The sequence below is a fragment of the Thermodesulfobacteriota bacterium genome (assembly GCA_035325995.1).
Lineage (GTDB): Bacteria > Desulfobacterota_D > UBA1144 > Nemesobacterales > UBA2774 > JADLGH01.
Genome location: DAOKYU010000011.1, coordinates 67,312 through 84,632, shown reverse-complemented (window position 1 = coordinate 84,632; position 17,321 = coordinate 67,312). Strand labels below are relative to the sequence as shown.

The 17,321-nt window shown below is 52.2% G+C and carries 18 protein-coding genes; 6 read left to right on the top strand and 12 right to left on the bottom strand.

What is annotated here, in order from left to right; translation table 11 throughout:
- Positions 1–77: 77 nt before the first annotated feature.
- The 11 genes from fusA to PKC29_13325 all read right to left on the bottom strand — a co-directional run bounded on the left by fusA (position 78) and on the right by PKC29_13325 (position 10,208).
- Complete coding sequence (gene fusA, locus PKC29_13375; GenBank protein ID HML96408.1) at positions 78–2,159, bottom strand: elongation factor G; 2,082 nt, start codon at positions 2,157–2,159, stop codon at positions 78–80.
- An 18-nt stretch (positions 2,160–2,177) separates the two neighbouring features.
- Positions 2,178–2,648 carry a 30S ribosomal protein S7 gene (gene rpsG, locus PKC29_13370; GenBank protein ID HML96407.1) on the bottom strand — a complete coding sequence of 157 codons (471 nt, stop codon included), beginning with the start codon at positions 2,646–2,648 and terminating at the stop codon, positions 2,178–2,180.
- A gap of 18 nt (positions 2,649–2,666) precedes the next feature.
- Positions 2,667–3,038 carry a 30S ribosomal protein S12 gene (gene rpsL / locus PKC29_13365; protein HML96406.1) on the bottom strand — a complete coding sequence of 124 codons (372 nt, stop codon included), beginning with the start codon at positions 3,036–3,038 and terminating at the stop codon, positions 2,667–2,669.
- Between the two features lie 78 nt (positions 3,039–3,116).
- Positions 3,117–3,431: a hypothetical protein gene (locus PKC29_13360; protein ID HML96405.1), complete on the bottom strand. Its 315-nt coding sequence runs from the start codon at positions 3,429–3,431 to the stop codon at positions 3,117–3,119.
- A gap of 55 nt (positions 3,432–3,486) precedes the next feature.
- On the bottom strand, positions 3,487–4,761 hold the full coding sequence (gene purD, locus PKC29_13355; GenBank protein ID HML96404.1) for a phosphoribosylamine--glycine ligase: 1,275 nt from the start codon (positions 4,759–4,761) through the stop codon (positions 3,487–3,489).
- A gap of 149 nt (positions 4,762–4,910) precedes the next feature.
- Positions 4,911–6,743: a glutamine--fructose-6-phosphate transaminase (isomerizing) gene (gene glmS / locus PKC29_13350; GenBank protein ID HML96403.1), complete on the bottom strand. Its 1,833-nt coding sequence runs from the start codon at positions 6,741–6,743 to the stop codon at positions 4,911–4,913.
- Between the two features lies 1 nt (position 6,744).
- Positions 6,745–8,121 carry a bifunctional UDP-N-acetylglucosamine diphosphorylase/glucosamine-1-phosphate N-acetyltransferase GlmU gene (gene glmU, locus PKC29_13345; protein HML96402.1) on the bottom strand — a complete coding sequence of 459 codons (1,377 nt, stop codon included), beginning with the start codon at positions 8,119–8,121 and terminating at the stop codon, positions 6,745–6,747.
- 9 nt (positions 8,122–8,130) lie between these two features.
- Positions 8,131–8,481 (bottom strand): cupin, encoded by a 351-nt coding sequence (locus tag PKC29_13340; GenBank protein HML96401.1) that lies wholly within the window; start codon positions 8,479–8,481, stop codon positions 8,131–8,133.
- Positions 8,482–8,555: 74 nt separating this feature from the next.
- A complete protein-coding gene (locus PKC29_13335; protein HML96400.1) occupies positions 8,556–8,990 on the bottom strand; it encodes a single-stranded DNA-binding protein in 435 nt (144 codons plus the stop codon).
- A gap of 68 nt (positions 8,991–9,058) precedes the next feature.
- Positions 9,059–9,664, bottom strand: a complete 606-nt coding sequence (locus PKC29_13330) for a CoA pyrophosphatase (GenBank protein HML96399.1) — start codon at positions 9,662–9,664, stop codon at positions 9,059–9,061.
- 4 nt (positions 9,665–9,668) lie between these two features.
- A complete protein-coding gene (locus PKC29_13325) occupies positions 9,669–10,208 on the bottom strand; it encodes a macro domain-containing protein (protein HML96398.1) in 540 nt (179 codons plus the stop codon).
- 75 nt (positions 10,209–10,283) lie between these two features.
- Between PKC29_13325 and PKC29_13320 the strand changes: the two genes are divergently transcribed.
- From PKC29_13320 to PKC29_13295, 6 genes are all read left to right on the top strand, one after another.
- Positions 10,284–11,189 carry a glycosyltransferase family A protein gene (locus tag PKC29_13320; protein ID HML96397.1) on the top strand — a complete coding sequence of 302 codons (906 nt, stop codon included), beginning with the start codon at positions 10,284–10,286 and terminating at the stop codon, positions 11,187–11,189.
- Between the two features lie 31 nt (positions 11,190–11,220).
- Positions 11,221–11,994, top strand: coding sequence for an ABC transporter permease (locus PKC29_13315; protein ID HML96396.1), 774 nt, complete (start codon positions 11,221–11,223; stop codon positions 11,992–11,994).
- Complete coding sequence (locus PKC29_13310; protein ID HML96395.1) at positions 11,984–12,694, top strand: ABC transporter ATP-binding protein; 711 nt, start codon at positions 11,984–11,986, stop codon at positions 12,692–12,694. The genes PKC29_13315 and PKC29_13310 overlap by 11 nt, the downstream gene beginning before the upstream one ends.
- A gap of 44 nt (positions 12,695–12,738) precedes the next feature.
- Entirely contained in the window at positions 12,739–13,893 is a 1,155-nt protein-coding gene (locus PKC29_13305; protein HML96394.1) for a glycosyltransferase family 2 protein, read from the top strand.
- Positions 13,878–14,999 carry a glycosyltransferase family 4 protein gene (locus PKC29_13300; protein ID HML96393.1) on the top strand — a complete coding sequence of 374 codons (1,122 nt, stop codon included), beginning with the start codon at positions 13,878–13,880 and terminating at the stop codon, positions 14,997–14,999. Before PKC29_13305 ends, PKC29_13300 begins: the two co-directional genes overlap by 16 nt.
- Positions 15,000–15,128: 129 nt before the next feature.
- Entirely contained in the window at positions 15,129–15,941 is an 813-nt protein-coding gene (locus PKC29_13295; protein HML96392.1) for a sulfotransferase domain-containing protein, read from the top strand.
- A 48-nt stretch (positions 15,942–15,989) separates the two neighbouring features.
- On the opposite strand, the gene PKC29_13290 is transcribed toward PKC29_13295, so the two are convergent.
- Positions 15,990–17,297 carry an FAD-dependent oxidoreductase gene (locus PKC29_13290; protein HML96391.1) on the bottom strand — a complete coding sequence of 436 codons (1,308 nt, stop codon included), beginning with the start codon at positions 17,295–17,297 and terminating at the stop codon, positions 15,990–15,992.
- Positions 17,298–17,321 lie beyond the last annotated feature (24 nt).

Genomic DNA, 17,321 nt, shown 5'->3' with positions numbered 1-17,321 from the left:
AGTGCGGCTTCTTCCGCGCAAATTTCTCCTTCGACATCTCGATACTACCTCCTTAACGTGAATTCACGGCCGGCGTTTTACACAGCCTTTACATCCGATTGAAGACCTTCGACAAGCGCCTGCGGTAACGGCGAATAGTGAGAGAATTCCATGGTGAAGGAACCCCTTCCTTCAGTCATCGACCGAAGCTCGGTCGCATAACCAAACATCTCCGAAAGCGGAACCTCGGCCCTGATGGCCTGCATGGCGCCCCTGAGCTCCGTACCCATAATCTTGCCGCGTCTCGAGCTCAAATTACCCATGACCGAACCCATAAAATCTTCCGGCACGACCGCCTCGACCTTCATCAAGGGTTCGAGGATTATCGGCTTGGCCTTCATAACAGCGTCCTTAAAAGCCATGGAACCGGCTATCTTGAACGCCATTTCCGAACTGTCTACCTCGTGGTAAGAGCCGTCGTACAGTTTGACCACCACGTCTATAACCGGATAGCCGGCGACGACGCCGGTATCGGCTGCTTCCCTGATACCTTTTTCAACGGCGGGTATGTATTCCCTGGGAACGGTCCCGCCCTTAATTTCATCTACGAACGTAATTCCGGACCCTTCTTCCCCGGGCTCCATTTTTATCTTTACGTGACCATACTGACCGCGGCCGCCCGTCTGCCTTATGAACTTCGATTCGACGTCCGAATCCTTTGTGACGGTTTCCCTGTAGGCAACCTGCGGCCTTCCGACGTTGGCGTCGACGTTAAACTCCCTCTTCAAGCGATCGACGATTATTTCCAGGTGAAGCTCACCCATGCCGGAAATGATCGTCTGCCCCGTCTCGTCGTCGAATTTCACCTTGAAAGTAGGGTCTTCGAGGGATATCTTGCTGAGCGACAGGCCGAGTTTTTCCTGGTCGGACTTCGTCTTGGGCTCGATAGCAATAGATATAACGGGCTCGGCGAAATAGAGGCTTTCGAGTATTATCGGCTTGGATTCGTCACACAGAGTGTCGCCGGTCGTGCTTGCCTTAAGGCCCACAGCGGCGACGATGCCCCCTGCGCCTATTTCCTTAATATCCTCGCGCTTGTTGGAATGCATCCTTACGAGCCTTCCGATCTTCTCCCTCTTGTCCTTCGTAGAGTTATAAACCGTCGTACCCGAAGAGAGCTTTCCGGAATATATCCTGAGGTACGTAAGCTGCCCCACGAACGGGTCCGTCATAATCTTGAACGCGAGCGCCGAGAACGGCTCCGAGTCGTCAGGACGCCTTACGTCAACCTCGTCCTTGTCGGGAATTACGCCTTCTACCGGCGGAAGGTCGAGAGGAGAAGGCAGATAATCGACCACCGCATCCAGAAGAAGCTGGACGCCCTTGTTTTTAAATGCCGTGCCCAGAATGACCGGCACCATTTCGAGGGCTATGGTCGACTTCCTGATGCCTTTCATAAGCTCTTCTTCGGAAATCTCCTGCCCTTCGAGATACTTCTCCATTATGCCTTCGTTAAAATCGGCCACCGATTCCACGAGGGCCTCCCTCGCGGCGGCGGCTTCGCCCTTCATGCCGTCGGGGATATCCGCGAGCTCATACTTAAGCCCGAAGGATTCCTCGTCCCAAACAGCCATTTTCATTTTTACGAGATCTATTATCGCCTTGAAGTTGTCACCTTCGAAATACGGAAGGTGAAGGGGAACGGGGTTCGAATTGAGCCTCTCCCTGATCTGGGATACAACTTTTGCAAAATCGGCGCCCACTTTGTCCATCTTGTTGACGAACGCTATCCTTGGCACCCTGTACCTGTCGGCCTGCCTCCAGACCGTCTCGGACTGGGGCTCCACGCCGCCCACCGAATCGAACACGACTGCAGCTCCGTCCAGGACCTTGAGCGACCTCTCCACCTCAACGGTGAAGTCTACGTGTCCCGGGGTATCGATAAGATTAATCCTGTAGTCTCTCCAGAAACAGGTGGTCGTCGCGGAGGTTATAGTGATTCCGCGCTCCCTCTCCTGCTCCATCCAGTCCATCGTGGCCATGCCTTCATGGACCTCGCCTATTTTATAGGTTATTCCCGTATAAAAAAGAATGCGTTCCGAGGTAGTAGTCTTCCCTGCGTCGATATGCGCGACGATTCCAAGGTTTCTGACTCTATTTACCGGTATTGCCTTTTCCACAATAACTCTCCCTGAGTATTACCACCTGTAATGCGCAAACGCCCTGTTGGCGTCCGCCATCTTATGGGTGTCTTCCCTCTTCTTTATCGAACCGCCCCTGCCTTCCGAGGCGTCGATAAGCTCCGCCGCGAGCTTGTCGATCATCGACTTCCCGTCCCTCTTTCTCGTCGAAGAGAGTATCCACCTAATCGCAAGAGACTGGCGGCGGAAGGAGCTGACTTCCATCGGAACCTGATACGTCGCGCCGCCGACCCTGCGCGGCCTGACCTCTATACCCGGCTTCACGTTATCCATGGCGGCCGTGAAGACCTCTATAGGATCCTTGCCGGTCTTCGCACCCATAACCTCGAGCGCGCCGTAGAATATCTTCTCGGCCTTACTCTTCTTGCCGTCGTACATGAGCGAATTTATAAACTTCGTAACCGTCAAATCACCATGCTTGGGATCGACGGGAATTTTTCTCTTTGGTACTGATCCCTTTCTAGGCATATCGTTTTATCCCTTGGATTATTTAGGCTTCTTGGCCCCGTACTTGGAACGGCCCTGTCTTCTGTTGGCTACGCCGGTTGAGTCGAGAGTACCTCTTACTATGTGGTACCTAACGCCCGGCAGGTCTTTTACCCTGCCGCCCCTTACCAGGATAACGGAGTGCTCCTGGAGTGTGTGTCCCTCTCCGGGTATGTAACCCGTGACCTCGATCCCGTTCGTAAGCCTGATACGAGCGACTTTCCTGAGCGCGGAATTGGGCTTCTTCGGGGTGGTCGTGTAAACCCTTACGCACACTCCACGCCTCTGCGGGCAGTTCTGAAGTGCGGGGGCTTTACTCTTCTTCTGGGCCTTTTCCCTTCCATGTTTTACAAGCTGACTAATCGTAGGCACGAATACTTATCTCCATAAAAAAGGTAATCCAATTAATATATCCAGACTTAGACTCCGGTGTCAAGACAAAATGACCTGTTATTTGGGTTTTTTTCTAACATTTTTTTCAAACCCGACTATAGTGAGCGCCGACTTGTACCACCCCGGCTTCCACCCCTTGTCCTCGGCCCCCGAAATGTCGTCTTCGTTTGCCTTGAGCATAACGTATATATATCCGCTGTCATCGACGAGCGGATTCCCGGTCTTGAGGTTCGGGACTTCATCGGGCGGGGATTCCCACTTGTCCGGCGTCACGCCGAGCAGCTCCACGCACACGCCCAACGGTGCCGTATGTCTGGGCTCGAGACCTTCCAGGGTTTGTGTACCGATGCCAAGGTACCATATTTCCGCCATATTAGCACCTCCTTCATGCGATTATCGTGAAAATTATAGACAATATCAATAATATCTACAGGTGCTGAAGCGCCTTGCGTCCTATGTCCGTCCTGTAGCAAAGCTGCTCGCAGTCAATTTTCCCGACCGCCTTGTAGGCAAGCCTTATAGCGTCCTGTATGTTTTCCCCGAGCGCCGTAATCCCGAGCACCCTTCCCCCGTCCGTTACTATCCGCCCGCTTTCGAGCGCCGTGCCCGAATGAAATGCGACGACGCCGTCCATATCCCGTAATTCGTCAAGCCCGCCTATAGGGACCCCTTTTTTATAATCTCCGGGGTAGCCCTTCGACGCCATCACGACGCACACCGAGGCCTCGTCCTTCCACTCCACGGTCTCCCGCGATATCCCCCTTCCTGCAACCGCGCGCAGAATCGGCACGATGTCCGACTCGAGCCTCATCATCAGAGGCTGGGTCTCCGGGTCGCCGAACCTGCAGTTAAATTCGAGCACTTTCGGGTTCCCGTCCTCTATCATGAGCCCGGCGTACAAGACCCCCTTATACTCCCGCCCCTCTTCCCTCATTGCCTTTACGGTCGGGAGCATGATCCTCGACATCACGAGCTCGGCCATCTTCGGGGTAACGATCGGAGCCGGGGTATAGGCCCCCATGCCGCCCGTGTTCGGCCCCTGGTCGCCGTCGAGAAGGGCCTTATGGTCCTGCGAGGCTTCTAGCGGCACGACGTTTACCCCGTCGGTCAGCGCAAAGAACGACGCCTCCTCGCCGCGGAGAAACTCTTCTATAACCACCTGGTCGCCGGAGTCGCCGAATATCTTCTTCCGCATCACGTCGTCGAGGGCCTGTATCGCCTCCTCTTCGGTATGGCAGACGAAAACCCCCTTTCCCGCCGCAAGCCCGTCGGCCTTTATGACGAGCGGAGGCTTCACTTCCCTCACCCAAGCGATGGCCTCTTCGTAATCGGTGAAGGCCGAGAAAAACGCCGTCGGTATATCGTACTTCTTCATCAGATTTTTCGAAAAGGCCTTGCTCGTCTCGATCTCCGCCGCGGCCTTGGTGGGCCCGAAAATATGGAGCCCCTCGTCGCCAAACCTGTCGGCGATTCCGAGCGAGAGCGGAAACTCGGGGCCTACGACGGTGAGGTCTATTTCGTTAGACTTCGCAAACCTCACGTAACCGTCGATGTCGTGCGTCTTTATATCGACGCACTTCGCGTTCTTCGCGATCCCCGGGTTACCCGGCGCGCAGTAAAGCGTCGTAACAAGTGGGCTCTGACTGATTTTCCAGCAGAGCGCGTGCTCTCTGCCGCCGCCTCCGACGACAAGTACCTTCATCGTTATAGGACCTCTTAGGCTTGGGTAGTTACTGCAAGAAGCCCAATAATCTACCTGATTATTTTCTCTTTGGAAGCGAAAAAGGGAAATTGAAAATACGAGCCTGACTTATGAACGTAAAACGGATGAGGAATACGGGTTTTACGGGATTATTCCACGGTAACGACCTTGGCCAGATTCCTCGGCTGGTCTACGTCCGTCCCCTTGAAATTCGCTACGTGATACGCGAGAAGCTGGAGCGGTATGACCGATATTATCGGGCTCAGAAGATTACTGCTCTCCGGGATTATGATAACCCTGTCGGCGGCGGTGCGCAGCTCCTCGGCCGCCCCGCTCGAGGTCACGAATATGACCTTCCCCCGACGCGCTCTTATTTCCTGGAGGTTCCCGAGTATCTTCTTGAACGTTACGCCGTCATTGGGCGCAATGAGAACGACCGGCATATCTTCGTCTATGAGGGCTATAGGGCCGTGCTTCATCTCGCCGGCGGCGTACCCCTCGGCGTGAATGTAGGACACTTCCTTTAACTTGAGCGCCCCTTCGTACGCCACCGGATGGCTTATGCCCCTTCCGAGGTAAAGGAAATTCCTGTACTGGAAGAAGTCCTGTGCGAGCTCTTTTACGGCGTCGTCGAGCCCGAGCGTTATCTGTATAAGCTGGGGAATCCTTATCGCGTCCTTAAGGAGCTCGCGCGATTCCTCCCTGCCGATAGTCTTCTTTATCTGCCCGAGATAGAGCGCGAGGAAATAAAATACTATAAGCTGGGTCGTAAAGGCCTTCGTCGATGCGACGCCTATTTCAGGCCCTGCATGGGTATAAATGACACCGTCCGCGTCCCTCGCGATCTTGCTCATGAGAACGTTCGTTATGGCGAGCGTCTCCGCACCTTTCGACTTCGCCTCCGTGAGGGCCTCGGACGTATCCGCCGTCTCCCCGGATTGGGATACAGCTATGGCCAGTGTGTCGTTGTCGATTATCGGGTTTCGGTACCTGAACTCGGACGCTATCTCCACCTGCACCGGTATATGCGCTACGGTCTCTATCATGTACTTCCCGATGAGGGACGCGTGAAACGACGTGCCGCATGCTAGTATGACTATCCGCTCTATGTTCTTGTAATTCGAGCTGTCGAGCCCGTCGAAATATATCTCGCCGGTATCCTCCGAAAACCGTCCGCGCATCGTGTCGAGGACGGCCTGGGGCTGCTCGTGGATCTCTTTTAGCATGTAATGGCGGTATCCGCACTTCTCGACGGAAACAGGGTCCCAGTTGATCCTGTCGATTTTCCTGTCTACCGGGCCCCCCTGAAGGTCCGTAACCGCTATGGAGTCCCTCCCGAGCACGACAACGTCCCCGTCTTCGAGGAATATGACATTCCTGCAGAAGGGCAGCACAGCCGGGACGTCCGACGCGAGGAAATTCTCGTGCTCGCCGCAGCCGACTATAAGCGGCGAAAATTTCCGGGTGGCGATTACCTTGTCGGGCTCCCTCTCCGAAATTGCGGCCACGGCGTAGGATCCTTCGATCCTCATGAACGCCGCCCTGAACGCCTCTTCGAAAGTGAGTCCCTCCCTGGAAAAATCCTCTATCAGGTGGGCTATGATTTCGGTGTCGGTGTCCGAAGTGAATTCATACCCCTTCGCCGCGAGCTCTTCCTTGAGCTCGGAATAATTCTCTATGATCCCGTTGTGAACTACGGACGTCCCGCCGGATGTATGGGGGTGGGCGTTATTTTCGGTGGCCCCGCCGTGCGTGGCCCATCTCGTATGGCCTATGCCCAGCGTGCCTTGGAGCTCGTGGTTATCCAGCTTCTTCCTCAGGTTTTCGAGCTTTCCCGTGCTCCTGAAAACCCTCGGGTGCCCGTTCTCCATGAGGGCGATTCCCGCCGAATCGTACCCCCTGTACTCGAGCCGCGAGAGCCCCTCCATGAGCACACCGACTGTTTTTTCCTCGTCTCCTACGTATCCGACTATACCGCACATGTCATTTCTTCTTTTCTTTGGGTCTCCTGTCCCAGTTGTCGATTATCGTCTGCCTTGCGCGCCCTATGGCGAGGGCGCCTTCCGGTACGTCCTTCGTAATAGTCGAGCCCGCCCCCGTCGTCGCTCCTTTTCCGACCCTCACCGGCGCGACCAGCATCGTATCGCTCCCTATAAATACATTATCCCCTATAATCGTCTCATATTTATTAAATCCGTCATAATTGCACGTAATCGTCCCCGCGCCGATATTTACGCCCGTTCCGAGGACGGCGTCGCCGACGTACGAAAGATGCGGCACTTTCGACCCGCGCCCGACGGTTGACTTCTTTATCTCGACAAAATTCCCTACCTTGGCGCCGTCCATGATCTTCGCGCCCGGCCTTAAATGCGCGAACGGGCCGATCGATACACAGTCTTCCACATCGGCCCCCGTGATATAACAGGACATTTTAATCGTAACGCCGCCGCCGATCCTGGAGTCCTCTATCCACACCCCCGGCCCTATGAAAGAGCCCTCGCCGATCACGGTGCGGCCGTAAATATATGTCCCCGGGTAAATGACGGTATCCCTGCCTATCTTTACCCCCGGGGAAATGTAAGTATTGGCCGGGTCGACCATCGTAACGCCGCCGGCCATCAGGCTTCCGTTCGTCCTGTCCCTTAAAAGCCCCTCGGCGTAGGCGAGCTGCGCCCTGTCGTTGACGCCGAGGACCTCGTTCGGGTCTTTTACGGGTATCCCCGATATCCCGAGAGACTTACCCTTCGCTATGCCCACGATGTCGGTCAGATAGTATTCCCCCTGGCTGTTCTGTGGGGTCAGGGCGGAAAGCGCCTTCCAGAGGAAGTCCGATTTAACACAATAAGTCCCTGAATTTATTTCGTTTATCTTTTTTTCGTCCGCCGACGCATCCTTTTCCTCGACGATTCGGTCCACGTTCCCGCTTCCGTTACGCAAAATCCTGCCGTAGCCGTGCGGGTCGTCCACAAACGCCGTCAGAACCGACACGTCCGCCTCGTCCTTCCGGTGCTTTTTTACGAATGATTTCAGAGTCTTATCAGTAATCAGCGGATAATCGCCGTTCAGTATGAGGACGTCGCCCTTAAAGCCCCTGAGCGCGCTACGGGCACATGTGGCTGCGTGCCCCGTGCCGAGCTGCTCTTCCTGCCTCGCGTACGATACGCCATCCCCTGCCGCTTTCGCGACCTCTCCCCCCCCGTTTCCGATTACGATTACCGTCTTTTCCGGGGATAGCCCGGCGACCGCATCCATAACATACGCCAGCATTGGCCGCCCGAGGACGGGATGGAGCACCTTCGGCAGGCGGGACTTCATCCTTTTTCCCATTCCGGCTGCAAGCACGACCACCGCTAAAGACATTTCGTTTCCTTAAACCCTTCCGTATCTGTCTTCAAGCCTGATAACGTCCTCGACCTCGGGGGTCGAAACCTCTATGACCTCGCATTCCTCGATAGCCGTCATCCTGTGCTTCGTATACGGCGTAATCCGGAGCGACTCCCCCGGCGTCAGTGTCAATACTTCTTTATTCCCGCCCTTTTCCTCTATTTCGAGGGCCATCTTGCCGCTGTAAAGAAGGAGCGATTCGTCCTTTACCTCGTGATATTGATAGCTCAGGCTCTGCCCCTTGTTGATGTGCAGTATCTTGCCGACGTATCTGTCGGTGTGCGCCCACCAGAGCTCGTATCCCCAGGGTTTTTCGACCCTTTTTATATCGGTCAGCTTCATGTTTATGTTAGTGCGGACGCCTCTTCCATAAAGGCCCAGGCAGGTATGTCGCCCGTCTATAGCCTGTGTCAGAACGGTATATCGTCGTCAGAGCCGAATGAATCCTCGTCTATGTCGAAATCGTCCGGCATGCGATCGTCGCGGCTGCCGCCCTCGCGCTCCTGCCTTCCGCCCGCGGGGCTCAGCATTTGCATCTCCCGGGCCATTATTTCGGTAGTCCACCTGGTCTTGCCTTCCTTGTCTTCCCATGAGCGGGTCCTCAACGTCCCCTCTATGTATACCATCTTCCCCTTGTTGAGGTACTCGCCGCATATCTCGGCCAGCCTCCCCCACGCGACCACCCTGTGCCACTCCGTAGTCTCCTGCCTCTCTCCGCTCTTGGTCTTGTACGATTCGGTCGTGGCCACCGTAAAATTGGCCACGGCCTGCCCCCCCGTCGTGTACCTTATCTCCGGGTCACGGCCCAGGTTTCCTATCAGAATTACTTTATTTACACCCCTCATTTCAGCTCCCTTTAATTATAATGCTTTTCCGTCAATTCTATCACCCGGGGTAGTGAAAATCCAGAAATTTAACAAATCTGGGAGGTTATGGACAGAAAGCTGTGCACTATTCTGCCCGTCATCCCCCATATCAGGTAGGGCCCGTAGTTATAGGCGTAATCCTCGACGAGCCTTCCCTCCCGCTCCCTCGGCCTCACCTTGAAATTCCTTTTGTCTCTCAGGTGTTCCATCGGCACCCACACCGCCTCTTCCACCTCCCTCCTGTCGAGCTCGAGCGGGACTTCCCTCGTAAGGAAGGACAGGTAAGGGGTCACTATATACCCCCTGGCCTTTGGATTGTTGGGATTCACGTCGTCGAGCTCACCCAGTATTCTCCCGTGAACGCCGAGATCGACCCCTATCTCCTCCCGAGTCTCCCTCATGGCCGTTTCGAGCTTGCTCTCGTCCCCATCGCTCATTCTCCCGCCGGGAAACGCCATGTGGCCCGAAAACGGGTCCCACTCGGCCTCGGGACGCTTGATGAAGAGCATCGAGAACTCCTCCTCCGTTTCTTTTAATATCATCATCACGGCGGCGTGAACGAAGCCGGCATCTCCCCCGATCTTTGCCGGGTTTCTTTCCTTCAAAAGCCGCTCCAGGGCGGCGATCTTCCCGCTGCCGCTCAATATTGTCATGGGTTCAGTCTTCTCTTTTCTCTTTACGCACGAGACGCTCTTCGAGGGCCTCCCGGAAAACCCTTTCGCTTTCCTCGTCGAAGAGGACGAAATAGGCCCTTTCGAGGCTCGGAGCATATTCGGCCGAGCGTGCGGTCACAGCGTCCAGCATGATCTCCGCACACTCCTTCACGGGGAATCCGCCGACGCCCGTGCCAATCGCGGGGAAGGCAATGGTCTTTATACCGGCCTCGCCTGCCCTTTTGAGGCTGTTTAAAGTAGCATGGAGGAGCGATTCCGCGCTCACGCCACTGCCTAAATGCATCGCTGCCGCGTGGATCACGTGCCGGGTCTTCAGGTTACCGCCCCCTGTTATCGCCGCCTCGCCCAGCGGAACGGGCGACTCCGCGTCGCACTCGGCCTGTATTCCGGGGCCGCCCTTTCTCCGTATCGCCCCCGCGACCCCCGAGCCGAGGACGAGGGCCGTATTCGCGGCGTTGACTATGGCGTCAGCGTCGATGTCGGTTATGTCGCCTTTAAGTATCGCTATTTCGGGGATGCTCATGATAACGCTCTTATGCTTGACTTTTCGGGCGCAAAATTACTAATGTAATCTATATCGCCCGAACTAACAACGGATATGGACATACGAACCCCTGTACTCAAAGCCGCGTATCGCATATTCCCCTTTTCGCTCAAAGGCGACGCCGATGTCGGCGACGCGCGGCCCGGGTGCGAAGTCTCCTGCGTCATTAACTTTTACAAGAGGACGGACCTCCTCCGCGTCATACTCGCCTGCCTTTCGGAGCAGGACCTCGGCCGCGAGAGGTTCGAGGTTGTGCTGGTGGAGGACAGGGGCGGGACGCCCGAAGGGAAAGCGGCGGCGGACGAATTCTCAGGCGCTCTCGATATAAGGTACCACACGCTCGAAGACGGCTTCGGCGTAATGGGCTATTCCCGGAACTACGGGCTTTCGAAGACGGGCGGCAGGTATGTGCTCTTTTTAGACGACGACACAGTCATACTAGACGGGGGCTTCTTAACGTCCCTCGTCCAGGAATTCGAGTCCACGGGGGCCGACGCCATAATGCCGCGCGGAAGCGCGAGCTACTCGATCATTGAGGGAAGGTATAGCTTTCACGACCCCTATTTCCCGACGAACCGCTGCATGGCCTACAGGAGAGAAACCCTTCGCGACCTCTCGGGCTTCGTCTCCGGGATCATAGGGCAGGAGGACGTCGAGCTCGCCGTAAGGCTAGCCGCCTCGGGAAAGAACGCCCTGAAATCGGAGAGGCTTTCATACATGCACCCGCCCCTCGTCACGACGGGCACCGGGAAGGCGGCGGCAGTCGGCCTCTCGTTCGCGAAGCTGAGAGGGAGGTATCCCCTCCCCGTCTGGCTCATGCTCCTGGCAAACGGCTCGCGCTATCTTCCGCTTTTAGTGGTGCCGTTCAACACCAGATGCAGAATGCAGGGGAGGTTCAGCCTCGGATTTCTGAAGGGCGTCTGGTACTCGTTTACCGGAAGGAAAATAGACTATAATTAATACTCGCCCGGCCGATGCCGGCCCGAATCTCATGCTAAAGCGCATTCTACCCTACAAAGACCTCTTCCTCGTCTACGCCTGGCGCGAGTTCAGCATCCGCTACCGCCAGTCGGTGATAGGCGTCCTCTGGGCCGTGATTCAGCCCCTCAGCATGATGCTCCTCTTCACGTTCGTCTTCACATATATAATCAAGGTCCAGGTTTCAGACTCCCCGAGGGCGGTATTTTTCTACGCGGGACTCCTGCCGTGGACGTTCTTCGCGTCTTCGGCCAACTATTCCCTGACGAGCCTCACAGGCAACTACACCCTCATAACCAAGATATATTTCCCGCGCGAGATACTGCCGCTGGCGGGCGTCGTTCTCGCCTTCGCGGATTACCTCATCGCATCGGTCATATTTTTTATAATGCTCGCGGCCTACGGCATCGGGATTACGCTGAACGCCCTCTGGATATTCCCGCTTCTTGCGCTTTTATTCGTTTTCACGATCTCCGTCTGCCTCGTCCTTTCCAGCCTTAACGTCTACTACAGGGACGTTAAGCTCGCGACAGGGTTTTTCATACAGCTCCTCTTCTTCGCCTCCCCGGTCCTGTATTCCATCGACAAGCTGTCACTCAAGCTGAAGCTGATACTGTTCCTTAATCCGCTCACGTTTATAATCGAGAACATGAGAAGGTGCCTCGTCGAAGGCCGGGGCGTAGTGCTCTGGCAGTTCGTCCTGGTCGCCGCGATCGTGGCCGTATTCTATTATCTTTCCTGCAGATTCTTCGTTAAAACCGAGAGGGACTTCGCCGATGTCATCTGACGCCATGATACGCCTTTCCGACGTATGGAAGAAGTATTCGACGAAGGACATCTTCCACAAATCACTCCGCGAAGAGCTCTCGCAGACCTTAAGGCGAAAAGACGCCGGAGGGCTCGGCGAGAGCGAGTTCTGGGCGCTTAAGGGCGTGAACATAGAAATCGCGAAGGGCGAATGCGTCGGCCTCTTCGGGCATAACGGCGCGGGCAAGACGACCATTCTCAAGCTCATCGCATCTGTGACGTATCCGAACCTCGGCACGGTGAAGGTGAACGGCAGGGTCGCCCCGCTCATATCCGTCGGCGCGGGGTTTCACCCCGACCTCACCGGCCGGGAAAACATATACACCAACGGCACCATAATCGGCATGACGATAAGAGAGGTCAGGGAGAACATCGAGAGAATAATCGAGTTCTCGGACATAGAGAGAAGGTTCCTCGACATGCCCGTCAAGAAATACTCGGACGGCATGAGCGCACGGCTCGGGTTCTCGATTGCAGTGCACAGCAGCGCCGACATCATACTCATAGACGAGATACTCGCTGTCGGCGACGAGGCCTTTCAGGAAAAATGCCTCTCGAAAATAAAGGAGCTTTCCTCCGGCGGGAAGACGGTGCTCATAGTCTCCCACAACCGCCCCCGCATGGAAGAGCTCACGGACAGAATCATATTCATAAGAAGCGGGGAGATATATACTTCATAGACTGGATCGGCAAACGTATTAATTATCAGTTAAGGACAGAAAATATGAATGAGAATAGCCCAAAAATCGCGATAATCATACTTACCTGGAACAAGAAAAGTTACGTCATCAATCTGCTTACAACCATTGATAAGATCATTTATCAAAACCATGAAATTATCGTAGTGGATAACGCATCAACCGATGGCACATGCGAAGCTATTAGAAAAGAGTTTCCTAACGTTCAGCTCATAGTAAATTCTCAGAATTTAGGTGGCACAGGGGGCTTTAATACAGGCATAAAACATGCTCTCGCCAAAGGAGGATATGATTATTTATGGCTCCTGGATAATGATGTCGAAGTCGAGAAATCGGCTCTCAGTGAACTAATAAGAATATTAGAATCCTCAAAAAGAATAGCAGTCGCGGGGTCTGCCATGTATGACCTGACAAATAAGGAGCGCCTGCTTGAATTGGGGTATTTCATAGAATTGAGAAAAGGAAGATTTCACGACAATAAAAGCTTAGTCGTCGATGACTCTGTGGAAAAAGAATTTTTTATAGTTGACTCTGTGTCTAGCTGTTCTCTTTGCGTATCAGTAAAAGCTATTAACGATGTTGGCATATGGGACGATAATTTCTTTATTTATTGTGATGATGTCGATTGGAATATTAGATTCGGAAAGAAAGGATATAAAATAATTTCTGTTCCAAGCTCGATAATTTGGCATGTTCCATGGTTATATAAACTGGGCTTTAACACAGTTTATTATGCCAACAGGAACATGATGTATCTAATAAGCAAGCATCTCTCCGTACCAGAGAGCATATTCAGTCTGTTATATAAAGAACTGGCGATTTTAAGATCGTCATATCACCTTTTTCAAGCGAAAGAGTATTATTACTCGATCCTGACGCTGAAATCTTTAATCGATTTCTTCGACAAAAGATTCGGCCAATTTGATGATGACGAATTCCTCAAAGGTCTAGAATTACACGCAACTAAGAATCCCTATTGGCAATGGTTTCGCTTTGCATCGCTTCTGGCATTTAAGAATTTTACGTACACACTCAATGTAATGTTATCGGCAAGTAGAAACAAATTGTTGGAGTTCGTTAGAAGTATATTTTCAAAACTATCACCGGGTGTTCGATTGAGCCTGATGAACAAAATTAACGATTACTCTCTATCAAAAAGAGCTAAATGTCAGAATCAATAAACATAGCTTATACCACATGTTTTCTGGATGTCAGCGGTGTAACGAAATTAAACTTCGATATTCTACATGCGCTAAAGAGAAAAGGGCACAAGGTTCACGTAATCACCACCGATGATATAGGGGACTGGGACTATTTATTTGAAATACATATCAATAAACCCTACCATCTGCACAAAATATCTATAAAAGATCGTCTAAACCACTTTATCCATTACCTGAAGGGAAATGAAGTTAAAATCCTATTCATAACGCACTCACTATGGGCCTACGAACATCTCTCCTACATCAAAAAAAATATGCCGAGTCTTAAAATCGTGGATTCGCTTCACGTACTAGAACCATATTGTCTGAGAGGAGGTTACCCAGACATAAGCGCAAACAAGTATGTGCATCCATACATAGATAAAAGCATTCTGATATCGGAGAACCTAAGAAGCTATTTACAAACCAATTACGCAGTAGATAGAAATAAGCTGAAAGTAATAAGGAACGGCATACATACTGATCAATTTTCTTTCCACGAAAGAAATGATAACAGATTTAAAGCTGAGATCGGATGGTCCAAAGATCATAAAATAATAGGATTCATCGGCAGACTCTCGGAGCAAAAAAGACCTATGATGTTCTTGGAAATCGCCAAGAGGATCACTTTACTGGATGATTGTGTTTTCTATATAATTGGGACAGGACATCTTAAAAAATCAGTAAAAAAATTTATTAGCCGCAACGGACTCGCGAATCGCATAGTCTTATTCGATTATAGACACGACATAAATAATATTCTTGCCTCAACCGACTTGCTCCTTGCTCCATCCCTTTATGAAGGTGCTCCCTTGACGATCTTGGAGGCACTATCAGCAGGAGCTCGCGTAATTGCCTCAGACGTCGGAGCAATAAAAGAATATGTTCAAGGACACTGCGTATTGATACCACATACATCTCAAGACAAAGAAATAGATAATTTCGTCAAGAGTTCAATTGAAATAGCCAACCGGGACACCGATCAATCTCAAACGATAGACTACGTAAGAAATAATTTTGATATAAAACAAACAGTTGATAGATATGATTATGAATTCAAGGTTATAATCCCAGTAACTAATTAACACATAATGATTAATGCGGAAGCTATGAATGCTAAGTTGCCTAATTTCTTCATAGTTGGAGCTGCTAAAGCAGGGACGACATAACTCCATTACTATCTTAAACAACATCCATATATCTTTCTTCCTTCCATGAAGGAGAGCTTCTTTTTTTCGGGATTTGGTAAAAGTAGCTTTAGTGGAATTGGCTCTGAATATGGGCAAGACATCGTTGAGGAATTAGACGATTACAAAAAGCTGTTTCAAGATGTAAAGAATGAAAAAGCAATCGGAGAGGCATGCGTTGCTTATCTCTACTTTCACGAAAGAACTATAAACAACTTAAAGACTTATCTGAAAGAAACTACTAGAATCATTATAGTCTTAAGAGATCCGGCGGAAAGAGCTTTCTCAAACTACAGGCATCATGTAAGAGATAGAATTGAGAGCTTGAGCTTCGAACAAGCAATTGACCACAGTATTCTTGAAAAAAGAAAAAATGAAAAATGGTGGTGGGGATTTCAGTATATTGATGTCGGTTATTATTACAATCAGGTCAATGCGTATATAAAGGCTTTTGGCAACGAAAATGTAAGAATATATTTGTATGAAGATTTAGAGGAAAGCACACATGAAGTCATAAATGATTTATTTGGTTTTCTGGGATTGATGAATAATCCAAAGCTGGATATAACAACCAGATACAACGTATCTGAAATTCCCAGGAGTAATAATTTGCAAAGTTTTCTTTACAACGAAGAAAATAAACTCAAGAAAGCTCTTAGACCAGTCGTACTCAATATTGTAGGAAGAGAGAATACCGAAAATCTTGTGAATTACCTCAAGAATAAAAATTTACTTCGAATAAATCCTCGAACAAGAAAACGCCTAATCAGACTCTATAAAGACGACATATTAAGACTAGAAAATTTGATAGAGCGTGACCTCTCTGCATGGTTGCGTTAAGCCAAACCTGTTCAGGAAAGCACGTTATAGAACCGGAGAAACTAATAATCACCCAAACGCCCCGCCGGCAAAGAAGCCGTCCTTTATAGACTCCGCTATCCCCTGGAACGTCCACCTGCCGTAGCGGCCTATCTGGTAGATGCCCCGCTTTTCGAGCTCCTTCATCGCCGTCTCCTTCCACTTCGAGCCCGGCGACGACCACGTATACGCGACGTCTATCCACGTCGGGTCCACCGTCTCGGCCTTGCCTATGAATCCCCACGACCTGAGCTCCTTCACGACCGAATCCGAATATGCGGCTATCTCCTTGTCCCCCGGCTTTTTCCCGTTGGCGTACGCCTTCTCGACGTATATGCTGACGCGCTCCCTTTCCTTCCGGGAAGATTTGGGCATGAACGAGGCGTCTACGTTGCTGTAGAACCCGACCCTGTGAAAGCGCGACTCGCTGTCCGGGATGTAGAGCCAGTGGTCGTCCGGGCATTTCTTCCCGCGAGTCGCCCCGATATTGAGCACGAGGACGGACGTATAGTCCGCAGGTTTTTCGTCGATGCGTATGCCCGCCATTTGAATCGCCTTATTCAAAGGAAGCGTCGAAACCAGGTTCTCGTATTTCGCCCCCGAGCCGTCCGAGAACTGGATTTCCTTCTTGTCGGCCTTTATCCTCGCGACGCGCTTCCCGTAATTCACGCCGCACCTTTCGGCCATCTTCCGCGAAAGCGAGTTGAGCCCGTTCTTTGGGTAGATATAGGTCACGTTGTACCCGACTGCGGGCGGCGACTTGTCTATCGCCCCCTTCACGGCGATGGAAAGGTTCACGGGGGACTTATACGAATCCTGGGGCGCTATCTTCGTCCAGAGCCCTGCCGTGTAGAGGTCGTGGAAAGGGGCGAAGAACATCTCTGTCAGCGTTCTCCCGAAGCTTATCTCTATCCATTCGGCCATCGTACGCGGCGTCCCCGAGGGCGCGTTTATTATCTCGCTTACGGCCTTCGCGGCGATGTCCTTCCCGAGATAGCCGAGGTTATTCTGAATCGGGTACGGGACATATAGACCGAGCTTACTGAAAAAGACGGACGACTTTCTCTCGTAGGATTTCACGGGACCGAGGGATTCGATGAATTTGAGAACAACCGGATCGCCGCCGAATATCCAGTGCCCGCCTCCGATTTCGAACCTGTATGCCTCACCATCCTCGGGCGCTTCAAAGAGACGCCTGCCGCTTCCCGGCTGAAGATAATACGACGAGCATATACCGCCCGGCACGCTCTCGGCCTCGTACACCGGAAGCCCCGACGTGATCCCCGCGGCGAGGCCCGTAACACCGCCTCCTATGACTATATTTCCGGGTTTTCTCATTCTCAGCGCCACTCCAGGGACATA